Raw genomic sequence first — 19,267 nt, 5'->3', positions numbered from 1 at the left:
GTGTTCGCTCAGCCATTCGCCCGCAGCCAATCCATCGCGTCCGCGCACGCGTGCAGGACGGAGACATGACCGTCCGCCGGCCGACTCCACAACTGCGCCTTGGGAAGTCGTCGATGCAACCAGTCGGCGTGCGACGGCGGGACCACTCGGTCCTGTCCGCCTTGCACGAGCAGAACCGGCGCGGTGATCGCACCCAGGTCGATGGCCCACGGGTCGACGAAGGCGACGTCGTCATCGACCAGTCCTTCGCTGCCCGCCTCGCCAGCTCGCTGAGCATCCGCGCCGAGACTCGACCACTGCCCCGCGAGGGCGTCCCAATCGGCGGAAATGAAACTGGCCGTGTCGAATTCGGCCGTCTCCGCGAATCGAGCCCTGGCCTCGGCCCCATCGATGGCGGCTTTCAGTCCACCCGGCGACACCATGCCCGCGAACCAGTCGTACTCGTCGGTGAAGGGCGCGATCCCGGCCAAGCAGACCGCCCCGGTGACCCGATCCGGGAGTTCGGCTGCGCAGGCGAGCGCGTGTGGCCCGCCTCCCGATGCCCCCATCACCGCGAATCGCTCAACACCGAACGCATCGGCCACCTGCTCGACGTCGTGCGCCGCCGACGCGACATTCCGCCCGGGCAGCCTGGTCGAACCCCCGTAGCCAGGTCGACCGTAGGACACCAGCCGGATCCCGCGCGCTGTCGTCGCTTCCAGTAGCGGGTCGAGCAACGCCCCGGTTTGTGGCGAACCATGTTGCCACACAAGAACTCCCGCGTGCCCCTCGTGCTCGCTGTCGTACGCGCGAACAACCCGCCCGTCACTCAACCGAATGTCCCGAGATGCGACCATTCCGCCACGCTAGCGCCACCCACCGACAACTGAATCGGCTTTGGATCGGTGGCTGCAAGATCATCGCTTGACATGGAGTGCGCTCCAACTCTTAGCGTTTGTGAGCGAAAGCAGTTCCGGTTTCAGGAGGCACAGCATGAACAACGTCGGTACCCGGCAGCTCGGCGAACTAGCGGTATCCGCGCAGGGTTTGGGGTGAATGGGGATGAGCCATGGGTATGGCGCCGCGGATGACGCGCAGTCGATCGCGACGCTGCGGTACGCGCTCGATCTCGGGGTGACGTTGCTGGATACCACCGATTTCTACGGCTTCGGGCACAACGAGGAGCTCATCGGCCGGGCCATCGCCGGGCGTCGCGACGAGGTGGTGCTGGCCACGAAGTTCGGCTTCGCCAACCGGCTGGGGGAGCCGACTCGGATCCGTGGCGATGCCGCCTATGTGCGGGAGGCGTGCGACGCGTCGCTCAGTCGGCTCGGGGTCGACCACATCGACCTCTACTACCAGCATCGGGTCGATCCGCAGGTGCCGATCGAGGAGACCGTCGGTGCGATGGCCGAGCTGGTGCAGGCAGGAAAGGTTCGGCACCTCGGGCTGTCGGAGGCCAGTGTGCAAACCATCCGTCGGGCACATGCGGTGCATCCGATCGCCGCGCTGCAGAGCGAGTGGTCGCTGTGGACTCGCGACCTGGAGGCGGAGATCGCGCCGGTCGCGCGCGAACTCGGGATCGGCCTGGTCCCGTTCTCCCCGCTCGGACGCGGTTTCCTGACCGGCCGCTACAACTCCGTCGAGGGCATGGCCGAGAACGACATGCGGCGCACCCAGCCGCGTTTCGCCGACGGCAACCTCGAACGGAACCTGGCGATCGTCGAGAAGCTGAACGAACTGGCCGCGGCGAAGGGCATTACCGCCGGTCAGCTGGCCCTGGCCGGGGTGCAGCACCGCGGCGACGACGTGGTGCCGATTCCCGGCACCCGCCGTCGGCAGTACCTGGCGGAGAACCTCGCGGCCTTGACCGTCGAGCTGTCCGCCGCCGACCTCGCCGCCATCGAGGCCGCCGCCCCGGCCGCGGACATCGCGGGCACCCGCTACGACGCGACCAGCCTCGCCTTCACCAACGGCTAGCCGACGGTTTTCCGGAGCTTCGTCCCGATAGCGCGAATCCCGGTCGACTTCGGGGATCGGACTGCAAGGATCTGCGCGTGAGTGTTGCGCCGCCGATGCGGCAGGTCAGAGCTGACTACGACACGGCGACCGTGGTTGTCTATCAGGCATATCCGGCGGACATCGCCGAGGCGGCCGTTGCCGCAGGGACATTCGTCGACCCCTTCAAGCGGGAGCGGATGACCTGGATCAAGCCTTCGTTTCTATGGATGATGTATCGCTGCGGGTGGGCGACCAAGCCGGGGCAGGAGCGGGTGCTCGCGGTGTCGATCACGCGCGGCGGGTTCGAGTGGGCACTGTGGCAGTCGTGCCTGAGTCACTATGTGCCGGAGATGTATTCGGATCGCCGGGTGTGGATGGAGCGGCTGCGGGTGAGTCCCGTTCGCATTCAATGGGATCCGGAGCGCGACCTGCATCACCGGCCGCTGGCCCATCGGTCGCTGCAAGTCGGGTTGGGCGGTCCGGCGGTGGGGCTGTATGTCGATCGGTGGATCACGGGTATTCGCGATGTCACCGCCCAGGCGCAGCAGATCGGGCGGCTGGTCGCCGACGGGAAACTCGACGCGGCCGCCCGCGCGCTACCGGTCGAGCGGCCCTATCCGCTGTCCCCCGAGATCGCCGCCGTGATCGGGGCGGGGTAGGTCTAGGGCATCGATGTGGCTGTGAGCGGGTGTGATTCAGATATCACTGGCACATCCGGCGGAAGTGTGGTTAATCTAGATGGGTCTTGTTCCCGTTGATCGGAGTCATGTCCGTTGATCTCATGAGGTAGCCACTCGGGCGGTCCGCAGTCGCGCGCCGCGTATCCGTAGCGACCTCTTGGAGTCACCATGACCCATCCGTCATTTTCCGATCTCACTTTCTCCTGGCCGGACGGCACACCTGTGTTCGACGGGCTCGATGGCGCCCTGGGTCCCGGGCATATCGGCCTGGTCGGCAGCAATGGTGCGGGCAAATCCACGCTGTTGCGGCTGATCGCCGGTGAGCTCACCCCCGCCCGCGGTTCGATCACGGTCACCGGTCATCTCGGCTACCTACGCCAGGACCTCGGTCTCGCCGCGGGGCAGCGGGTCGACGCCGTGCTCGGCATCGCCGAAATCCGGAAAGCCTTGCACCGCATCGAATCCGGTGGCGCCGAGGAGTCCGACTTCGACATCGTCGGCAACCACTGGGACGTCGAGGAACGCGCGATCGCCCTGCTCGGGCGGCTCGGCCTGCACTACGTCGCCGACTCGGCCGAACAGCTGGATCGCCGACTGGAGACCCTCTCCGGCGGCGAGACGACACTGCTCGGGCTGGTCGCCGAACTGCTGGCCGAGCCGGAGATCCTGCTGCTCGACGAGCCGACGAACAACCTGGATCAGCTTGCCCGCGAACGGCTTTACGAGGTGGTCAGCCAGTTCTCCGGCACCGTGCTCACGGTCAGTCACGACCGTGAGCTGTTGGAGCGAATGGACACCATCGCGGAGCTGCGTCAGGGCGAACTGCGCATGTTCGGCGGCAACTTCAGCGAGTACGAGCGGATCATCGAGGCCGAGCAGGAAGCGGCCAAGGCGGCGATCCGCGACGCGCGCAGCGATGTGCGCAAGCAGGCTCGCGAACTCGTCGAAACGCGGATCAAGCTGGACCGCAGGCAGCGGTACGGGCAGAAGATGTGGGACACCAAGCGAGAACCGAAAATCATTATGGCCGAACGCAAACGGCAGGCACAGGTGTCGGCGGGCAAGCTGCGAAATCAGCACATCGGCAAGCTGGAGACGGCCAAGGACCAACTTCAGCAGGCGCAGGAGCTGTTGCGTGACGATCGGGAGATCCGCGTCGACCTACCCGACACCCGGCTCTACCCCGGCCAGGACGTGATCGAACTGGACGAGGTCGAGTTGGCTTGCGGTCCAACGGTTTCGCTGCGGATCAGCGGACCGGAGCGGATCGCCTTGACCGGACGCAACGGCGTGGGCAAAACCACGCTGCTGCGCCGGATCGCGGCCGCGCACCCGAAGGTGCCCTGGCGGATGCTGCCGCAACGCCTCGACATCTTCGACGAGCAACGGTCGGTGTTCGAGAACGTGGCATCGACGGCGCCGCACGCGTCGCCGGAACAGATCCGAGCCCAGTTGGCTCGCTTCCTGTTTCGCGGCACCGACGCCGATGTCGCCGCCTCGGCGCTGTCCGGTGGGGAACGCCTCAGGGCCGCACTGGCAATGCTGCTCCTGGCCGATCCGGCGCCGAAGTTGTTGCTGCTGGACGAGCCGACCAACAACCTCGACCTGCCGAGCCTGGAGCATCTGACCCAGGCGCTGGCCAGCTTCGAGGGTGCGTTGATCGTGGTCAGCCACGATCCGCGTTTCCTCGACGACATCGGTTTGACCAGGCGGGTAGAACTCACCGCCGACGGTTTGACCGAAGACCTGGTCCGGTAGTTGCCGACGAAAAGCCGCACGCCCCTTGATCTTCGGTACAGGCAATCAGGGGGCATGCGGCTGTCGCTCAGTCGAGTTCTGCCACAAGCTTTTTCGGCGCCACCTTGCGGTAGGCGTCGTGGATGATCTCGGCGAACTCGGTCCAGTCGGGGTCGATGTCGAGGCGGACGCCGATCCAACCGCTGTGCCCGACGTAGGGCGGGATGAAGAAACGTTCGGGTTCGGCGTCGACCAATTCGGCTTGCACGCCCTCGGGCGCGGGGCACCAGATGGTCGGGCCCGGCTCGTCGTAACCACCGTCGATGTACTTGACGAACGAGGTCTTCGCGCGCACGAAGAAGGTGGGGCAGCCGTGGCTGAGCCGTTCGCTGCACTCCGGTAGGTCCAGGCAGATCGCGCGGATCCGCGTCAACGGGTCCATCCGCGCAGTCTACGGCGCGGGTGCGCCGCGCATCGCCCTTCTCATCACCCCGGGGTGCCTGAGCAGGCCGGGAGCAAGCCAGACCGCGAGCACGGTGAGGGTGAGCCACGGTCGCAGATGGGGATTCAGTTTGCGGATGCGGCCGTCTTCGGCGAGTTCGAGCACCAGCGCTTCGGTCAGGCGGAACGGGCCGATGGCAGCTTCGGCCAGCAGCACGCGGCGTGTGCCGTCGCCGATCTGCTCGGTCCACCGCAGGTCGGAGAGTCCGCCGTAGGCAGCGGTCAGCAGTATCCGAAGGTCGTCCTTGCCGCGGAACACCAATCGTCCGGACAGGGGTGAGGCCAGCGTGGCGTCGGGTGTGAGCGTGTCCATCAACGCGTCGAAATCGGCGGCTTTGGTTGCCGCGCAGAACCTTGCCGCCGCGTCGGTCGCCTCTTCGTTCTTCGCCTTCTGCATGGGATCGAACCTAGTTGTAGTTACTTGCAAAAAGCAATGGACTACGATTGGTGGGTGCCCAAGGTTGCTCTGTCCGACATGGTCTGCTCGATCGCGCGCACGCTCGACGCGATCGGTGAGCGGTGGACGTCGTTGATCCTGCGCGATCTCTTTGTTGGGTTGACGCGGTTCGAGGACATCCGGCGTGATCTCGGTATCGCGTCGAATGTGCTCGCTGCGCGGCTGGAGGCGTTGCAAGCCCATGGCATCGTGGAAACCCGTGTGTACCAGTCGAATCCGGTTCGGCATGAGTATCTGCTCACTGCCAAGGGGCGCGATCTTTATCCGGTGCTGACCATGCTCGTTGCCTGGGGTGATACGTGGCTTGCGGGGGAGGCGGGGCCACCTGCGTTGGTCGTGCACGACGACTGCGGGAAGGTCACCGCCGGTGTGGTTGTCTGCCGGGAGTGTGGGTCGGCGTTGACCGCGGACAATGTGCGGTTTCATCAAGGTCCAGGTGGGCAGCGTGGTCCGGGGACGATGCTCGTGGGGGACCACATGGTGCCGCCGAGTGGATCGCTGGAGCCGTCGGCCTGATCGCATGGTGCCGCCGAGTGGGCCGTTGGGCTCGTCGGCCTTGCTTACACGGCGCGCCGCCGAGCCGACAGGCGCGTCCGAGCCCGTTCGGCGCATCCGCTGATGCTCGTTCAGTTGACGGCGACGGGCTCGGCACCGGTGGCCGTGACCAACTCCGCGAAGGTGGTCGGGAAGACGGTGTGTGGGTGGCCCGCCGCGGCCCAGATCTCCGGCTGATCAGCCAGCGTTTCGTCGATCAATGTCCTGATCGGCGCCGGGTGACCGAGCGGGGCTACGCCGCCGATGGCCTGACCGGTGTGTGCGCGGACGAACTCCGCGCTGGCGCGCGACAGCTCGGCGATGCCGAGTTGGGCGGCGACCTTGCCGGTGTCCACCCGGTGCGCGCCGCTGGTGAGGACCAGTAGTGGCGCACCCTCGGCGTCGAAGATGAGGCTGTTGGCGATCGCGGCGACAGAGCAGCCGAGTTGTTCGGCCGCCGCGGCCGCGGTCGGGGCGGTCTCCGGGAGTACTCGGACTCGTGGTGTCACTCCAGCGGCGCGCAGGGCTGCCTCGACGGCGAGGACGGTCGGCTTCTGGGAGATTTCGTCCATGGTCGCGATCCTAAACCGGTGTCACCTTCGCGAGCCTGCGATTTTCGCCGAGGCGGGTCAGCTGCCGTTGATCTCGGCCTGCGGTGAGCAGTCCGGAGTATGTCCCGGAAGCGATGTGCGACAAGGCTTCTACCACGATCGGGGCGCGGACCGCGTAGATGCTGTCGCGAGGAGATCGCCCAGGCCGCCGTAGAACGCCACGGCGGGAGCGATGACTATGCCCGCGGCGGTGGTCTGATCCTGATATGTGGCAACGGTTTTCGTGACGACCTCGACGTCGGCGGAGACGTCCAGATAGTGGATGTCCGCGCGGAGTCCGCTTCGACGAGTGGCGGCACGGTGTCGCCGAACGGGCCCGCCGCATTGATCACCGCCACGCTGCCCGCGAGTGCGCGATCGAGGGTGTCTGGCTCACGACGGACGCGAGGCTAATCGTCAGGCTGGGGTAGCGCCCGGTGCCTCAACCTGCGGCGACGACCTCGACTTCGACGAGCCAGTCGTTGTCCAGGGTCTGCACCACGATCGCGGTGGTCGGCACGGCTCGTCCGCCCAGCGCGGCCACCCGGGCGGCGGCGTTCGCCTCGGCGTCGGACGCGTCCCGCAGGTAGCTGGTGAGGCGGACGATGTTGTCGACGGTCATATCGGCCGAGGCGAGGATCGCGCGCAGGTTCGACCAGATGAGCTCGAGTTGTTCGGTGAGGGTCGCGGCGGGCTTCCCGTCCGGATCGAGACCCATTGTGCCCGAAACGAATAGCAGCCGTTCGGCGCCGCGGACCTCCATCGCGTGCACATAGTCGTCGGTGGCGGCGTAGATACCTTCGGTCGGATTGCGCTGTAGGAGCTCCACGTGTCCGATCTTGCCAGGAAACAGGGTTTACCGAGGGGATTCCTTGACCATCGTAGTTTTAGTCGCTTACACTAAAACTAGATTCACGAGAGGAAGTGATCACATGGGATACGGAAACTGGGACGACACCGCCTACCGGGCGGCCAAGACCTTCCGTGCCAGCCGGGGCCTCGACGACTTCGGATATACCGCCGAACTGCAGGATGTGCCGTACGAGGATTGGCAGGCGCACCCGACGCTCGATCCGCTGGGGGTCGGCGCGCGGGAATGCCGTGACTCGGCCGACCACGGGAATTCGCTGCCCATCGCGGTGTTGTTCGACGTCACCGGGTCGATGGGGCGGGTGCCGCGGATCATGCAGCAGAAGCTCGGCAAGTTGCACGGGCTGTTGCAGCGCAAGGGATATGCCGACGATCCGCAGATCCTGTTCGGCGCCATCGGCGATGCCGACACCGACCGAGTTCCGTTGCAGGTGGGGCAGTTCGAGTCCGACAACCGGATGGACGAGCAGCTGCGCGCCATCCTGCTGGAAGGCGGCGGTGGCGGGCAGAAGTCCGAAAGTTATGAGCTGGCCGGGTATTTCATGGCCACTCATATCGTCACCGACGCGTGGGAGAAGCGGGGTAAGAAGGGCTACCTGTTCCTGATCGGCGACGAGTTGAACAAGCCGAAGCTGGCGTCGCGGCACATCCGCAGCGTCATCGGTGACGGTGTGCGGCGCGATGTTTCGGTGGAATCGATCTACCGCGAGCTCGCCGAGCGCTGGCACGTCTACTACATCCTGCCGAATCAGTCGAGCTACTACGACGATCCGGAGATCGCCGACCACTGGCGTGGGTTGCTCGGTCAGAGCTTCCTGAAGCTGGACGATCCGGCCGCTGTGTGCGAACTCATCGCGCTGACAATCGGTTTGGCGGAGGGGCGGGTCGACATGGACGCCGGGCTCGCGGATCTGCGCGATGTGGGTTCGGCGGCCGAGGCCGCGTCGGTTGGTAAGGCGCTGTCTGCCAAGGGTCCGCGGATGCGGGCGCTGCCCAGCGGTCGTAGCTGACGATTTCTAAGGAGCGCATCGTGTTTCGGTCACACATTGTGGTAGTCGACCTCGGCTTCGGCGATGCCGGGAAGGGTGCGACGGTCGATTGGTTGTGCTCCGCGGAGGCAGGGCTCGACGTCTCGGCCGTGGTGCGGTTCAACGGGGGTGCGCAGGCTGCGCACAACGTGATCGCCGAGGGGCGGCACCACACGTTCGCGCAGTTCGGGTCGGGGACCTTCTCGAATGTGCCGACGCTGCTGTCGCAACACGTGCTGGTCGAGCCGATCGCACTGGCGGGGGAGGCGCGCCAATTGGCGGCGCTCGGCGTACCGGATCCGTTGGCACTGCTGCACATCGACGGACGGGCGCTGCTCACCACGCCGATCCACATCGCCGCCAACCGTGCCCGCGAGGACGCGAGGGGTTCCTCGCGGCACGGTTCGTGCGGTCGGGGGATCGGCGAAACCGCTTGGTACGCACTGGAGCACGACGCACCGACCGTGTCGGATTGCCTGCGCCCCAGGGTTCTTCGCGACAAGCTCCAGGCGCTCGCCGCGCACTACGGTGCGCTGATCGCCCCGGGTGAACATCGCTACGAACCGATCGACACTCTGGTCGACATGTATCAGGAGTTCGCCGCCGCCGTTCGCATCGTCGGCGGCGAGCAGCTCGCCCGGTTCGCCCGGCGCGGCCGACTGGTCTTCGAAGGTGCCCAAGGCGTGCTACTCGATGAGTGGCGCGGGTTTCATCCGCACACCACCTGGTCCACCGTGGAGCCGCGTAACGCGCGTGCCATGCTGTCCGAAATCGGTGCCGCCGGTTACGTTCTCGGCGTCACCCGCACCTACATGACCCGTCACGGCGCAGGCCCGCTCCCCACCGAAGACCAGAATCTCGACTTCCCCGAGCCGCACAACGCCACCGGCCGCTACCAAGGCGAGTTCCGCCTCGGCCACCTCGACCCGATCCTGTTGCGCTACGCCATCGCGGCATCCGGTGGCATCGACGGCCTCGCCCTGACCCACCTGGACACTCCGGGAACTCGTTACGCGGCAACGGAATACGTCACTGACAACGGTGTGATCGATCACCTGACGCCGGGCACCTGGCAAGACCTCACCCACCAGCAACACCTCACCGACCTGCTGACCACCGCCCACCCGGTACTCACCGAAATGCCGGACGAGGTGGTGCCTTGGCTAGCGCAGACACTCGACGTACCAGTCGTACTGACCTCGAACGGCCCCGCCCGAGCCCACCGCACACCCACCACAACAACCGTCGCCGCCGCATGAGATCCGCACCCTCTCTCGGGATCCGCCTGTCACTAGGGCCCTAAAGTGCGTGCGGACCCCGAGACAGAGTGCGGATCTCTGGTGACCGCCGCTTGCTTACCCCGCAGGGCCGCTCGCGGACGGGACGTGGTGGTGTCGAATGTCGAGAAGGGGCGTCGTGATGTTCCGTTCGGTGCTCGGCTGTCGATTTCCCGGGCTTGGCTTGATGATGGCTCGTTCGGCGGGGCAGGTGCCGGTGGCCGAGAGCGACGGTCGGGTGCGGCAGGATTGGCAGCCGTGGAGCAGTCCGTTGTATCGGTGGATGTGGTGACGTTGCGCTTCTGGGGCGACGACGCCGAGGTGAGTGTGGGGATAGCGCCGCGGGCAATGGCACCGTTCACCGGGCAATTGGCGCTGCCCGGTGTGCTGCTCGGCCGCGGCGAGCGACTGGTCGGCGCGGCGCGACGGGCGGTGCACACGAAACTCGGCGTGCCCGAAGCCGCGATCGGTGCGGTGGGACAGCTGATCACCTTCGACGAACCGAATCGCGACCCCCGCGGCCCAACACTATCGATCGCAATGTGGGCAGTGGTCGGACCCCACGAGGGACCAGCACAGTGGGTCGCCTTCGATGCAGCACCCGAACTGGCCTTCGACCACAACCGCATCCTCGACGCCTCCCGCGGCCTGCTCGCCGGGCTCCTGTGGAAAGACCTGCCCTTCACCCAAGCCCTACTCGGCAACGAATTCCCCGCCACCCGAGCAGTAGCAGCCACAACCGCCCTCTCCGGCGCCCGCCCCGACCCCGCCAACCTGAACCGCACCCTCGCCGCAATCCCAGGTCTAGCCCGCACCACCGAACGCCGCCGCGTGAAGGCGACGGGCCGTCCTGCCGCAGTATGGGCATTCGGCACAGACGAGTAGCTGGAAAGCGTTGCGCCGCCATGGAAGTCCCGTGAGTGGCACATGGCTGTGGCGTTTCGCGAGAACGGGTCTCGATGGTGTGCCACTCACGGGGGGTGGGTTAGCGGACCAGGAGGGATTGGAGGGTGCCGAAATCGAGGGCGGTCTCCAGGGTTGTGTAGGTGCCGTGTTCGAGGAGTTCGGTGGTTGCTGTTTCGGCGAGTTTGTAGGCGGCCTGGGCTACTGCTGAGCCGACACTGACTCGGCGCACGCCTGTTGCGGCGAGTTCGGCGACGGAAGGGGCTCCGGCTCCGGCCATTACGTTGATCGGCAACGGGGACTTGGCGACCAGGTCGGTCAGGGTCGGCAGGTCGAGGAGGCCGGGGACGAAGAGGCTGTCCGCGCCGGCAGCGGCGTAGGCGGCGGCCCTGGTGAGGACCTCGTCGAAACGGGTTTCCGGGGCACCGATGCCGAACAGGAAAACGTCGGTCCTGGCGTTGATCACGAGTTCCGGCAAGCCCGCCTGCTGCGCGGCGTCGCGTGCCGCGCGCAGCCGGTCGGCTTGGGCGGCGGTGTCGAACAGCGGCCCGCCGGGTGCGGTCGAGTCCTCCAGGTTTACGCCGACCGCACCGGCGGCTACCGCGGCGATGACGGTGGCCGCGACGTCTTCTGGTGCGGGGCCGTATCCACCTTCGATGTCCGCCGTCACCGGCACGTCGACGACGGCGGCGATGCGGCGGATGACGCCGATCGATTCGTCCCTGGTGAGGTGCTGTCCGTCGCCGGTGCCGAGTGACCAGGCAACGGCAGCACTGGTAGTCGCGATCGCCGGTGCGCCCGCCGCCGCGATCACCGCGGCGCTGGCCGCGTCCCAAGCGTTCGGCAGCACGAATATGCCTTGCTCGTGCAGCGCCCGAAAGGCCGCCGCGCTATTGCGCTGGGTGTCGGTGATGGGCTGGATATCCTGTGCCACGTTGGCTCCCTCGCGAGATTGTTTCGATGACCGGTCGCGATGAAGGTAACGCCGGAAACCTCTTCGACCATCCCGATTACCCGCTCCGAAAGTCGATGCGGCAGAACGCCATCGTTGGGGCTGCCTGGCGACTCGATCGAAAGATGCAGCGCGAGTGCCGCAATCGTCGAGGACGATGCCGGAAGACCGGACGTGATCCGCCGATTCAGCGGCGCGGCGCGTACATGATGATGGCAACGCCGACGAGGCAGATGGCCGCGCCGAGGTAGTCCCACCGATCGGGGTGGAACTTGTCGACGAGCATGCCCCAGGCAAGCGAGCCCGCGACGAAAACGCCCCCGTAGGCGGCAAGGATGCGCCCGAAGTTGGGGTCTGGCTGGAACGTCGCAACAAATCCGTACGCCCCGAGCGCAACGACGCCCGCCGCGATCCAAAGGATGCCGCGATGCTCCCGCCAGCCCTGCCACACCAGCCACGCCCCGCCGATTTCGGCGACGGCGGCCAAGACGAACAGCAGTAGGGAGCGAACGACGGTCATGGGGTGAAGGTACCGACCCGCCCTGGGCGAACAGTTCTCGCCGCGCCGCCGATCATCGCGCCTCGCCGATGCCGCGCCCAGCCCTGCCTGCCATGTCGCGCCGCTACGCCGCCCGCCGTATCGCCGCGGTGCATCGCCGCCGATCGTCGCCCCGCTGTCCGACTCGCAGAGCTGCCGCCGACCGCTACGCCGCCGACGTGGACCCGGCGAGCGATGCCGCGCCACCCCGCCATGCCACGCTCGCCGCTACTCCGCGCCGCATCGCCGCCGCCGTGCTGCGCCGCTGATCGTCGCCCCGCTGGCCGACCTGCCAGGCGCCGCTGACCTGCTACGCCGCACCGCCCGTGCGCCCTGCTGCCGAGCGATGCCGCGCCGCTGCCGGGCGCTGCGACTGGAGCCGTTCAGTCTGACCGGGCGTGCGTCGGGGAAAGGGCGTCGATTCAGGCCGACTGGGCTTGTGTCGGAGCGAGTGTGTAGACGGCGTACGAGCGGCCGATCACCGGATACGAGACGTTGCGTACCGGGACTCCGCCTGCGGTACAACCGATTTCGGTGCCAGCATGCGCGTGGCCGTGTAGGGCGAGTGTTGCGCGCCCTGCGTCGACTGCCTCGCCGAGGGCGTGGCAACCGAGGCCGGGGTAGATCTTGGGGGGCTCGCCGATGAGGGTGTCGATGATGGGGGAGAAGTGCATCAGGGCGATGCGGAGTTCGGTGTCTAAGGTGTCGAGGGCCTGGCGCAGCAGGAGGGCGTCGAGCGGCCCGCGGCGCATGCGGGCCTGGTGTTCTTCGGTGCCTTCGTCGGGGGTGCCGGGGTAGTCGGGGAACCCTCCGCTGCCGCCCATCACGCCCGCGATGCCCAAGCGAATCCCGTTCAGCTCGAGGGTGATCGCGGTTCCTTCGAGCATGTGCACGCCGATGTCGGTGAGCTGGGCGGAGATTCGGAAGCCGAGCTTGTGGTCGTGGTCGTGGTTGCCGAGTACGGCGACGACCGGGACCGGGAGGTCGGCGATTTCGGCGCAGAGCAGGTCGGCGCCGGCGAGCGTGCCGCCCTCGGTGAGGTCGCCCGCCAGTAGCAGCACATCGGCGTGCTCGGCGAGGCGCAGGAAGTCGGGTCGAAATCGGCCGGCGACGGCGGGCCGCAGATGGGTATCGGCGACGGCCGCGATCCGGATACCCCGCTGCGCGGAATCGGCTGGCATGGCGTCAGCCAGCCACATCATCGGCGAGGTGTCAACCGCAATCTGACGTTCACTCGCCCGCCACCCGCCCGTGAGCTGCTGACATAGCCTTTGGCTATCGAGAGTTCAATCCGTGTTCAGCGAGGCAACGCGCGATGGCGAGACCGATGAAACGTCAATGAACAGTGCTGCGGCGGGCTATCCGCCGGGGCGGCTCGCCCCGCATGGTTCGGGCTATGAGCGAGCGCGGCAAGCGAGCGAATCATCGGCCCGGTGGGTGTAGGGGATGGCAGCGCGATGAGGGCGTTGCCAAGCGGTCGGATACGCGCATCAGTCGGCTCCGGATTCTGTCGAAAGTACTTGCGGTCTTGGCTGTTACCGTCCTTCCCATGACGATCGCGGCAGGTGGGGCCCAAGCCGACGCACGTGTCGACAAGGTCGTCCTGATCGGCCTCGACGGACTGATGTACGACAAGGTTCTGCAGGTGCGGGCGCCGAACCTGTTGCGGCTCAGCGCCGGAGGAATGCTCAGCCGCTCCTCGATCGCCCCGCACATCACCATCTCCGGCCCGTCCTGGGCCACCACGCTGACCGGCGTCTGGGATCGCAAGCACGGCATCAAGGACAACAACTTCACCGCAGCGCCTTTCGCGAAGTACCCGACGGTGTTCACCCAGCTCGAACGCGCCAACCCGGCACTCAAGACCCACTCCATCGCCACCTGGGACCAGATCGCCACCATGTCGGGCAGCGGCAACCCCCGCGCCGACGTGGTCGTCTCCACCCCGCCGGTCCCCGACGACCCGGATGAAGCCAAGACCGACGCGGCCACCACCACCGACGTCGTCAACGCGATCACCAGGTTCGCCCCGGACTTCCTCTTCACCCACCTCGACCAGGTCGATCACGCAGGTCACAGCGACGGCGCCGCTTCCAGCGAGTACCTCGACGCGGTCCGGCGGATCGACGAGCAGGTCGGCCGGATCGCCGCCGCCGTGGACGCCCGCGCCAAGGCCAACCCTGCCGAACGCTGGACCATCCTGGTCACCGCCGATCACGGCCACCGGCCCAAGGGCGGCCACGGCGGCCAATCCCCGGACGAGACAACCAATTTCGTCATCGCCCGCGGCCCCGACTTCACCCCGAGCGCCACCACCGCCGCCCGCTACACCCTCGTCGACATCACCCCGACGATCGTCGATCTCCTGCACGTCCCGGCGAGCCCCGACTTCGACGGCCGGTCCATGATCGACCGCGAGCCCGCGGATCCCTCCACCATCCGCTAGCTCCACGGCGGCGGTTTGGTCGCAACGCCACCACCGCGACGTCTGATATGTCAGGCTTTCCGGTACGCCTCACCCAGGCCAGCGAACCCAGCGCCATCCCGGCATGAGAACCCGCATCGCGCCCGCCGCAACCACGCGCCGGACGTCAGTGCGCGGCCGGGACTAAAGTTGGTGGTCTGGGCGGTTGCAGCGGTCGGATAGGGTGGTTCGATCGAGGCACGCGGCGCGAACGTCAGGCCCGGAGGCGGCAGCCGGCGTACCCACGGAGGGACCGTGAGCGCCGCAAGCGGGCACTGAGAGGTGGTGGCATGACTCAGCACGTGGGCGAGGCGAATGTCGAGCAATCGGCGGACGCCCCGCAGCCGAATGGTGCCACCAACGGGGGAGAGCAGCAGAACGCGCCGTCCAGCACGCCGACCGGTGGTGCCACGCCGCCGCGCCAGCCCGGCACCTCCGCCGCCGTACCGACCTCGGCGTCGCGCCGAGTGCGCGCCCGCCTCGCCCGCCGGATGACCGGTCAGCGCGGCATCGCCGCGGTCAAGCCGGTGCTCGAGCCGCTGGCCAGCGTGCACCGCGAGCTGTACCCGAAGGCGAACCTGACGCTGCTGCAGCGCGCGTTCGACGTCGCCGACGAACGGCACAAGCACCAGTTCCGCAAGTCCGGCGATCCGTACATCACCCACCCGCTCGCCGTCGCCAACATCCTGGCCGAGCTCGGCATGGACACCACCACGCTGGTCGCGGCCCTGCTGCACGACACCGTCGAGGACACCGGCTACTCGCTCGAGCAGCTCACCCTAGACTTCGGCGCCGAGGTAGCGCACCTGGTCGACGGCGTGACCAAGCTGGACAAGGTCAACCTCGGCGCGGCCGCCGAGGCGGAGACCATCCGCAAGATGATCATCGCGATGGCGCGGGACCCGCGCGTGCTGGTGATCAAGGTCGCCGACCGGCTGCACAACATGCGCACCATGCGTTTCCTGCCGCCGGAGAAGCAGGCGAAGAAGGCCAAGGAAACCCTCGAAGTCATTGCGCCCCTTGCCCATCGGCTCGGCATGGCGACGGTCAAGTGGGAGCTCGAGGACCTCGCGTTCGCGATCCTGCACCCGAAGAAGTACGACGAGATCGTGCGACTGGTCGCCGACCGGGCGCCGTCGCGCGATACGTACCTGGCGAAGGTGCGCGCGGAAATCGTGAATACCCTTGCGGCATCGCGGATCAACGCGATCGTCGAGGGTCGGCCGAAGCACTACTGGTCGATCTACCAGAAGATGATCGTCAAGGGTAAGGACTTCGACGACATCCACGACCTGGTCGGCATCCGCATCCTCTGCGACGAGGTGCGCGACTGCTACGCGGCCGTCGGCGTCGTGCACTCGCTGTGGCAGCCGATGGCGGGCCGGTTCAAGGACTACATCGCCCAGCCGCGCTACGGCGTCTACCAGTCGCTGCACACCACCGTTGTCGGCCCCGACGGCAAGCCACTGGAAGTGCAGATCCGCACCCAGGACATGCACCGCACCGCCGAGTTCGGCATCGCCGCGCACTGGCGCTACAAGGAGACTCGCGGCAAGCACTCGAACGACTCCACCGAGGTCGACGACATGGCGTGGATGCGCCAGCTGCTCGACTGGCAGCGGGAGGCGGCCGACCCGGCCGAGTTCCTGGAGTCGCTGCGCTTCGACCTGAAGTCGCCGGAGATCTTCGTGTTCACCCCGAAGGGTGACGTGATCACGCTGCCGCAGAAGTCGACCCCGGTCGACTTCGCCTACGCGGTGCACACCGAGGTCGGGCACAAGTGCATCGGCGCCCGGGTGAACGGTCGCCTGGTCGCGCTGGAACGTCAGCTGGAAAACGGTGAGGTCGTCGAGGTGTTCACCTCGAAGGCACAGAACGCCGGACCCAGCCGCGACTGGCAGAACTTCGTGGTCTCGCCGCGCGCCAAGGCCAAGATCCGGCAGTGGTTCGCCAAGGAGCGCCGCGAGGAAGCCCTCGAAAACGGCAAGGAGCAGATCTCCAAGGAGGTCCGCCGCGTCGGCCTGCCGTTGCAGCGCCTGATGAGCGTCGACGCGATGACCGCCGTCGCGCACGAACTGCACTACACCGACATCTCCACCCTCTACACCGCGGTCGGCGAGCACCAGGTCTCCGCGCACCACGTGGTGCAGCGACTGATGGCGCAGCTCGGCGGCATCGGTGACGTGGAGAACGAACTCGCCGAGCGGTCCACCCCGTCCACCACGCCGAACCGGCAGCGGACCACCGGCGACGCGGGCGTGCTGATCCCCGGCGCCTCGGGCACCGTCGCCAAGCTGGCCAAGTGCTGCACCCCGGTGCCCGGTGACGAGATCATGGGCTTCGTGACCCGCGGCGGCGCGGTCAGCGTGCACCGCACCGACTGCACCAACGCCGGATCGCTGCGTGATCAGGCCGAACGCATCATCGAGGTGTCCTGGGCGCCGTCACCGTCCTCGGTGTTCCTGGTCGCCATCCAGATCGAGGCACTCGATCGCACGCGTTTGCTCTCCGATGTGACGAAGGTGCTGGCCGACGAGAAGGTGAACATCCTGTCCGCGTCGGTCGCCACCCACGGCGACCGGGTCGCGATCAGCAAGTTCACCTTCGAGATGGGTGACCCGAAGCATCTGGGGCACCTGTTGAATGTGGTCCGGAATGTGGAAGGCGTCTACGACGTCTACCGCGTCACCTCCGCCGCATAGCGCAGATCCGCGAGCCCGCCGGAAATACCTCACCGCGGTCATCTCCCCTTGACGTGTCAATTGTTCTGTCGCTGGCAACCTCTCGGCGAACCATTCTCGACGGCGAGGTATCTGCATGAATGCCGAAGCTATCGGGCGAACGGAAGATGGAGTCCCGGTAGGGAATTGGCGTGACCGGTGGGTCGCCAGCGGGTTGCTCTCGTTTTCGGACCATCGGAAAGTTGCCGGGCAACCTTCCACGGCACGCGGGAATGTGTGAAACCCGTTTCGGCAGTTCATGGAAAGTTTTCGGCGATGCCCCAGCAATAGTCGGAATCTGTTACGGTCTATTGCGTTTCATGGCGTTGAGGGTAACTGCGGCAACACGGATTGATTGCGGATCGCTATGACCAATTGTGCGGCAAGAGTTGCGGGGGTGCTGACAGCACTCGCCGTGACCGTGGCTACGGCGGGTACCGCCGCGGCCGGTCCCGTGAATCCCGCAGGCCCCTCGACCAACATCTCGCTCAGCGCGTGTCCGGCATTGTACGCCTTGGGAATTCAGGGCACCGGCGAATCGTCACCGGATGCCGCACCCTCCACCGACACCGGCATGCTGTCCACCGTCTTCCGCCCGATGCTGGCCAAGGCCGCCCAAGCGGGACTGGTCGATCGGGCCTACGTGCCATACGAATCCGGATTCGGCGGCGCGACCGCGGGTGGCGCGGCGCCGTACTCCGAATCGGTGACCGGCGGACTGACCCGGCTGCGCACGATGGCCAAGGCCGTCGCCGATCGATGCGCCGACACCAGGTTCGCGGTGGTCGGCTATTCGCAGGGCGCGCACGTGGCCTCGATGTTCGCGCAGGAGGTCGGGCAGGGGCAGGGCGTGCTGCCCGCCGAGAAGGTCGCGGCGGTAGCGCTGTTCGCCGACCCGACCCGCAATCCGGGCGCCCCGCTGTTCCCCGGTTCGCCGGGCAAGGCATCACCGGATCCGGCACCCGGCACCCAGGGCGATGAGCTTGCCGCGATCGCCGCGCTGCCGCAGGCGCCGGCCACCGGCGGCGGCATCGGCCCGGATCGGGACCGGGCGGCCAACTTCGGCGCCCTCACCGGCCGCGTGGCCAGTTTCTGTGCGGCGGGCGACCTCGCCTGCGACGCACCGCAGGGCGCGCCGATCCTCAAGGCGGTCACCAACATCGTCGGCCAGTCCAAGCTGAGCGGCGGCGACCCGATCGCCTCGCTGGTCTCCATCGCCCAGGCCCTCGCGTACACCTCGATCAAGACCGCGACCAAGGTCGCCAACGAGGACATCCAAGGCAACTCGCTCGCGACGCTGGCCATCTCGCCCAAGAAGTCGATCTCCCAGCGCCTCGCCGACGCCGCCGACCCGCGCACCCCACTCGACCTCCCCGGTGCGCTACAGGCGCTGCTGAAGGTCGGCATGATCGGCCTGAACGCGGTCGTCACGGTCGTCAAGACGGTCATCAACCCGTCGACCATCGCCGAACTCGCCACCGCCGGGCTGTCGAATCCGCCCGCCGCACTGCTGTCGCTCGCCACCAAATTGGTCGGCGCGGTCACTCAGCTGGTCCCGCCGACCACCGGCGTCCGCCTGGTCACCCAGGCGTTCGACGCGGTCGTACAGAACATCACCGACAACAGCGAACTGCTCAATACCGCCACCTGGGTGCGGTATTGGGACACCGTCCAGCGGCACGGCGCGTACAGCACCGCGACGGTCGCCGCCAATGGCGATGCGCCGACAACTTTCGTGGCCGACTGGTTCGCTGCGATAGCGCACGATATCGCCGGTAAATTCGGTGCGAACGGCAGGCCGCAGGGCGGCCCGGACAAGCCGCCGACCGGATTCTTCGGCGAGCAATCCGGCGCGTCGACTACGCCGAATGTGTCCGGTACGGGACAATTTCCGTTCGGGACAGGAGCCGACGGCGCCTCATCCGGCGGCGCGACGTCGATTCCGCCCACCGATCGACCCGGCACACCCAACACCTACCCGTTCTCCACGAACTGATCGCCGAGAGGGTCCGACGATGAGCCATGTGCCTCGCGCA

The 19,267-nt window shown here is 67.2% G+C and carries 19 protein-coding genes; 11 read left to right on the top strand and 8 right to left on the bottom strand.

Annotated elements, in window-relative coordinates; all coding sequences use genetic code 11:
• Nucleotides 1-8: 8 nt before the first annotated feature.
• A complete protein-coding gene (locus ACQPW1_RS33910; RefSeq protein ID WP_433656111.1) occupies nt 9-836 on the bottom strand; it encodes an alpha/beta fold hydrolase in 828 nt (275 codons plus the stop codon).
• A gap of 199 nt (nt 837-1,035) precedes the next feature.
• On the opposite strand from ACQPW1_RS33910, the gene ACQPW1_RS33905 reads away from it, so the two are divergent.
• The 3 genes from ACQPW1_RS33905 (at nt 1,036) to ACQPW1_RS33895 (ending at nt 4,418) form a co-directional block, all read left to right on the top strand.
• Nucleotides 1,036-1,959 carry an aldo/keto reductase gene (locus tag ACQPW1_RS33905; RefSeq protein ID WP_433656109.1) on the top strand — a complete coding sequence of 308 codons (924 nt, stop codon included), beginning with the start codon at nt 1,036-1,038 and terminating at the stop codon, nt 1,957-1,959.
• 77 nt (nt 1,960-2,036) lie between these two features.
• A complete protein-coding gene (locus tag ACQPW1_RS33900) occupies nt 2,037-2,639 on the top strand; it encodes a DUF4291 domain-containing protein (RefSeq protein ID WP_433656107.1) in 603 nt (200 codons plus the stop codon).
• A gap of 189 nt (nt 2,640-2,828) precedes the next feature.
• Nucleotides 2,829-4,418 carry an ABC-F family ATP-binding cassette domain-containing protein gene (locus ACQPW1_RS33895; protein ID WP_433656105.1) on the top strand — a complete coding sequence of 530 codons (1,590 nt, stop codon included), beginning with the start codon at nt 2,829-2,831 and terminating at the stop codon, nt 4,416-4,418.
• 67 nt (nt 4,419-4,485) lie between these two features.
• On the opposite strand, the gene ACQPW1_RS33890 is transcribed toward ACQPW1_RS33895, so the two are convergent.
• Nucleotides 4,486-4,839, bottom strand: a complete 354-nt coding sequence (locus tag ACQPW1_RS33890) for an MmcQ/YjbR family DNA-binding protein (RefSeq protein ID WP_433656103.1) — start codon at nt 4,837-4,839, stop codon at nt 4,486-4,488.
• Between the two features lie 9 nt (nt 4,840-4,848).
• Nucleotides 4,849-5,295, bottom strand: a complete 447-nt coding sequence (locus tag ACQPW1_RS33885; RefSeq protein ID WP_433656101.1) for a nuclear transport factor 2 family protein — start codon at nt 5,293-5,295, stop codon at nt 4,849-4,851.
• A gap of 54 nt (nt 5,296-5,349) precedes the next feature.
• On the opposite strand from ACQPW1_RS33885, the gene ACQPW1_RS33880 reads away from it, so the two are divergent.
• Nucleotides 5,350-5,871, top strand: a complete 522-nt coding sequence (locus ACQPW1_RS33880) for a winged helix-turn-helix transcriptional regulator (protein ID WP_433656099.1) — start codon at nt 5,350-5,352, stop codon at nt 5,869-5,871.
• A gap of 110 nt (nt 5,872-5,981) precedes the next feature.
• Here the strand turns inward: ACQPW1_RS33880 and ACQPW1_RS33875 are convergent, their stop codons facing one another.
• Nucleotides 5,982-6,461, bottom strand: coding sequence for a YbaK/EbsC family protein (locus ACQPW1_RS33875; protein ID WP_433656097.1), 480 nt, complete (start codon nt 6,459-6,461; stop codon nt 5,982-5,984).
• A 460-nt stretch (nt 6,462-6,921) separates the two neighbouring features.
• Complete coding sequence (locus tag ACQPW1_RS33870) at nt 6,922-7,308, bottom strand: RidA family protein (protein ID WP_433656096.1); 387 nt, start codon at nt 7,306-7,308, stop codon at nt 6,922-6,924.
• Nucleotides 7,309-7,411: 103 nt separating this feature from the next.
• On the opposite strand from ACQPW1_RS33870, the gene ACQPW1_RS33865 reads away from it, so the two are divergent.
• The 3 genes from ACQPW1_RS33865 to ACQPW1_RS33855 all read left to right on the top strand — a co-directional run bounded on the left by ACQPW1_RS33865 (nt 7,412) and on the right by ACQPW1_RS33855 (nt 10,539).
• Complete coding sequence (locus ACQPW1_RS33865) at nt 7,412-8,359, top strand: hypothetical protein (RefSeq protein ID WP_433656094.1); 948 nt, start codon at nt 7,412-7,414, stop codon at nt 8,357-8,359.
• 20 nt (nt 8,360-8,379) lie between these two features.
• Nucleotides 8,380-9,636 (top strand): adenylosuccinate synthetase, encoded by a 1,257-nt coding sequence (locus ACQPW1_RS33860; protein ID WP_433656092.1) that lies wholly within the window; start codon nt 8,380-8,382, stop codon nt 9,634-9,636.
• Between the two features lie 276 nt (nt 9,637-9,912).
• Nucleotides 9,913-10,539, top strand: a complete 627-nt coding sequence (locus ACQPW1_RS33855) for an NUDIX hydrolase (RefSeq protein WP_433656091.1) — start codon at nt 9,913-9,915, stop codon at nt 10,537-10,539.
• A 100-nt stretch (nt 10,540-10,639) separates the two neighbouring features.
• On the opposite strand, the gene ACQPW1_RS33850 is transcribed toward ACQPW1_RS33855, so the two are convergent.
• Both ACQPW1_RS33850 and ACQPW1_RS33845 read right to left on the bottom strand, forming a co-directional pair.
• A complete protein-coding gene (locus ACQPW1_RS33850) occupies nt 10,640-11,491 on the bottom strand; it encodes an isocitrate lyase/PEP mutase family protein (protein ID WP_433656090.1) in 852 nt (283 codons plus the stop codon).
• A 205-nt stretch (nt 11,492-11,696) separates the two neighbouring features.
• Nucleotides 11,697-12,029: a YnfA family protein gene (locus tag ACQPW1_RS33845; protein ID WP_433656088.1), complete on the bottom strand. Its 333-nt coding sequence runs from the start codon at nt 12,027-12,029 to the stop codon at nt 11,697-11,699.
• A 68-nt stretch (nt 12,030-12,097) separates the two neighbouring features.
• Here ACQPW1_RS33845 and ACQPW1_RS33840 point away from each other — a divergent pair, with 68 nt between their 5' ends.
• On the top strand, nt 12,098-12,316 hold the full coding sequence (locus tag ACQPW1_RS33840) for a hypothetical protein (RefSeq protein ID WP_433656086.1): 219 nt from the start codon (nt 12,098-12,100) through the stop codon (nt 12,314-12,316).
• 153 nt (nt 12,317-12,469) lie between these two features.
• On the opposite strand, the gene ACQPW1_RS33835 is transcribed toward ACQPW1_RS33840, so the two are convergent.
• Complete coding sequence (locus tag ACQPW1_RS33835; protein ID WP_433656084.1) at nt 12,470-13,249, bottom strand: metallophosphoesterase family protein; 780 nt, start codon at nt 13,247-13,249, stop codon at nt 12,470-12,472.
• 347 nt (nt 13,250-13,596) lie between these two features.
• Here ACQPW1_RS33835 and ACQPW1_RS33830 point away from each other — a divergent pair, with 347 nt between their 5' ends.
• From ACQPW1_RS33830 to ACQPW1_RS33820, 3 genes are all read left to right on the top strand, one after another.
• Nucleotides 13,597-14,493 (top strand): alkaline phosphatase family protein, encoded by an 897-nt coding sequence (locus ACQPW1_RS33830; protein WP_433656082.1) that lies wholly within the window; start codon nt 13,597-13,599, stop codon nt 14,491-14,493.
• Nucleotides 14,494-14,801: 308 nt separating this feature from the next.
• Nucleotides 14,802-17,213: a RelA/SpoT family protein gene (locus tag ACQPW1_RS33825; protein ID WP_433656080.1), complete on the top strand. Its 2,412-nt coding sequence runs from the start codon at nt 14,802-14,804 to the stop codon at nt 17,211-17,213.
• 385 nt (nt 17,214-17,598) lie between these two features.
• On the top strand, nt 17,599-19,227 hold the full coding sequence (locus ACQPW1_RS33820) for a cutinase family protein (RefSeq protein ID WP_433656078.1): 1,629 nt from the start codon (nt 17,599-17,601) through the stop codon (nt 19,225-19,227).
• The last annotated feature ends 40 nt before the right edge of the window (nt 19,228-19,267 follow it).

Source organism: Nocardia sp. CA-128927, from assembly GCF_050955855.1.
Taxonomy (GTDB): domain Bacteria; phylum Actinomycetota; class Actinomycetes; order Mycobacteriales; family Mycobacteriaceae; genus Nocardia.
Note: the sequence above shows the minus strand (reverse complement) of the source record. Positions and strands in the feature narration are given on the sequence as shown.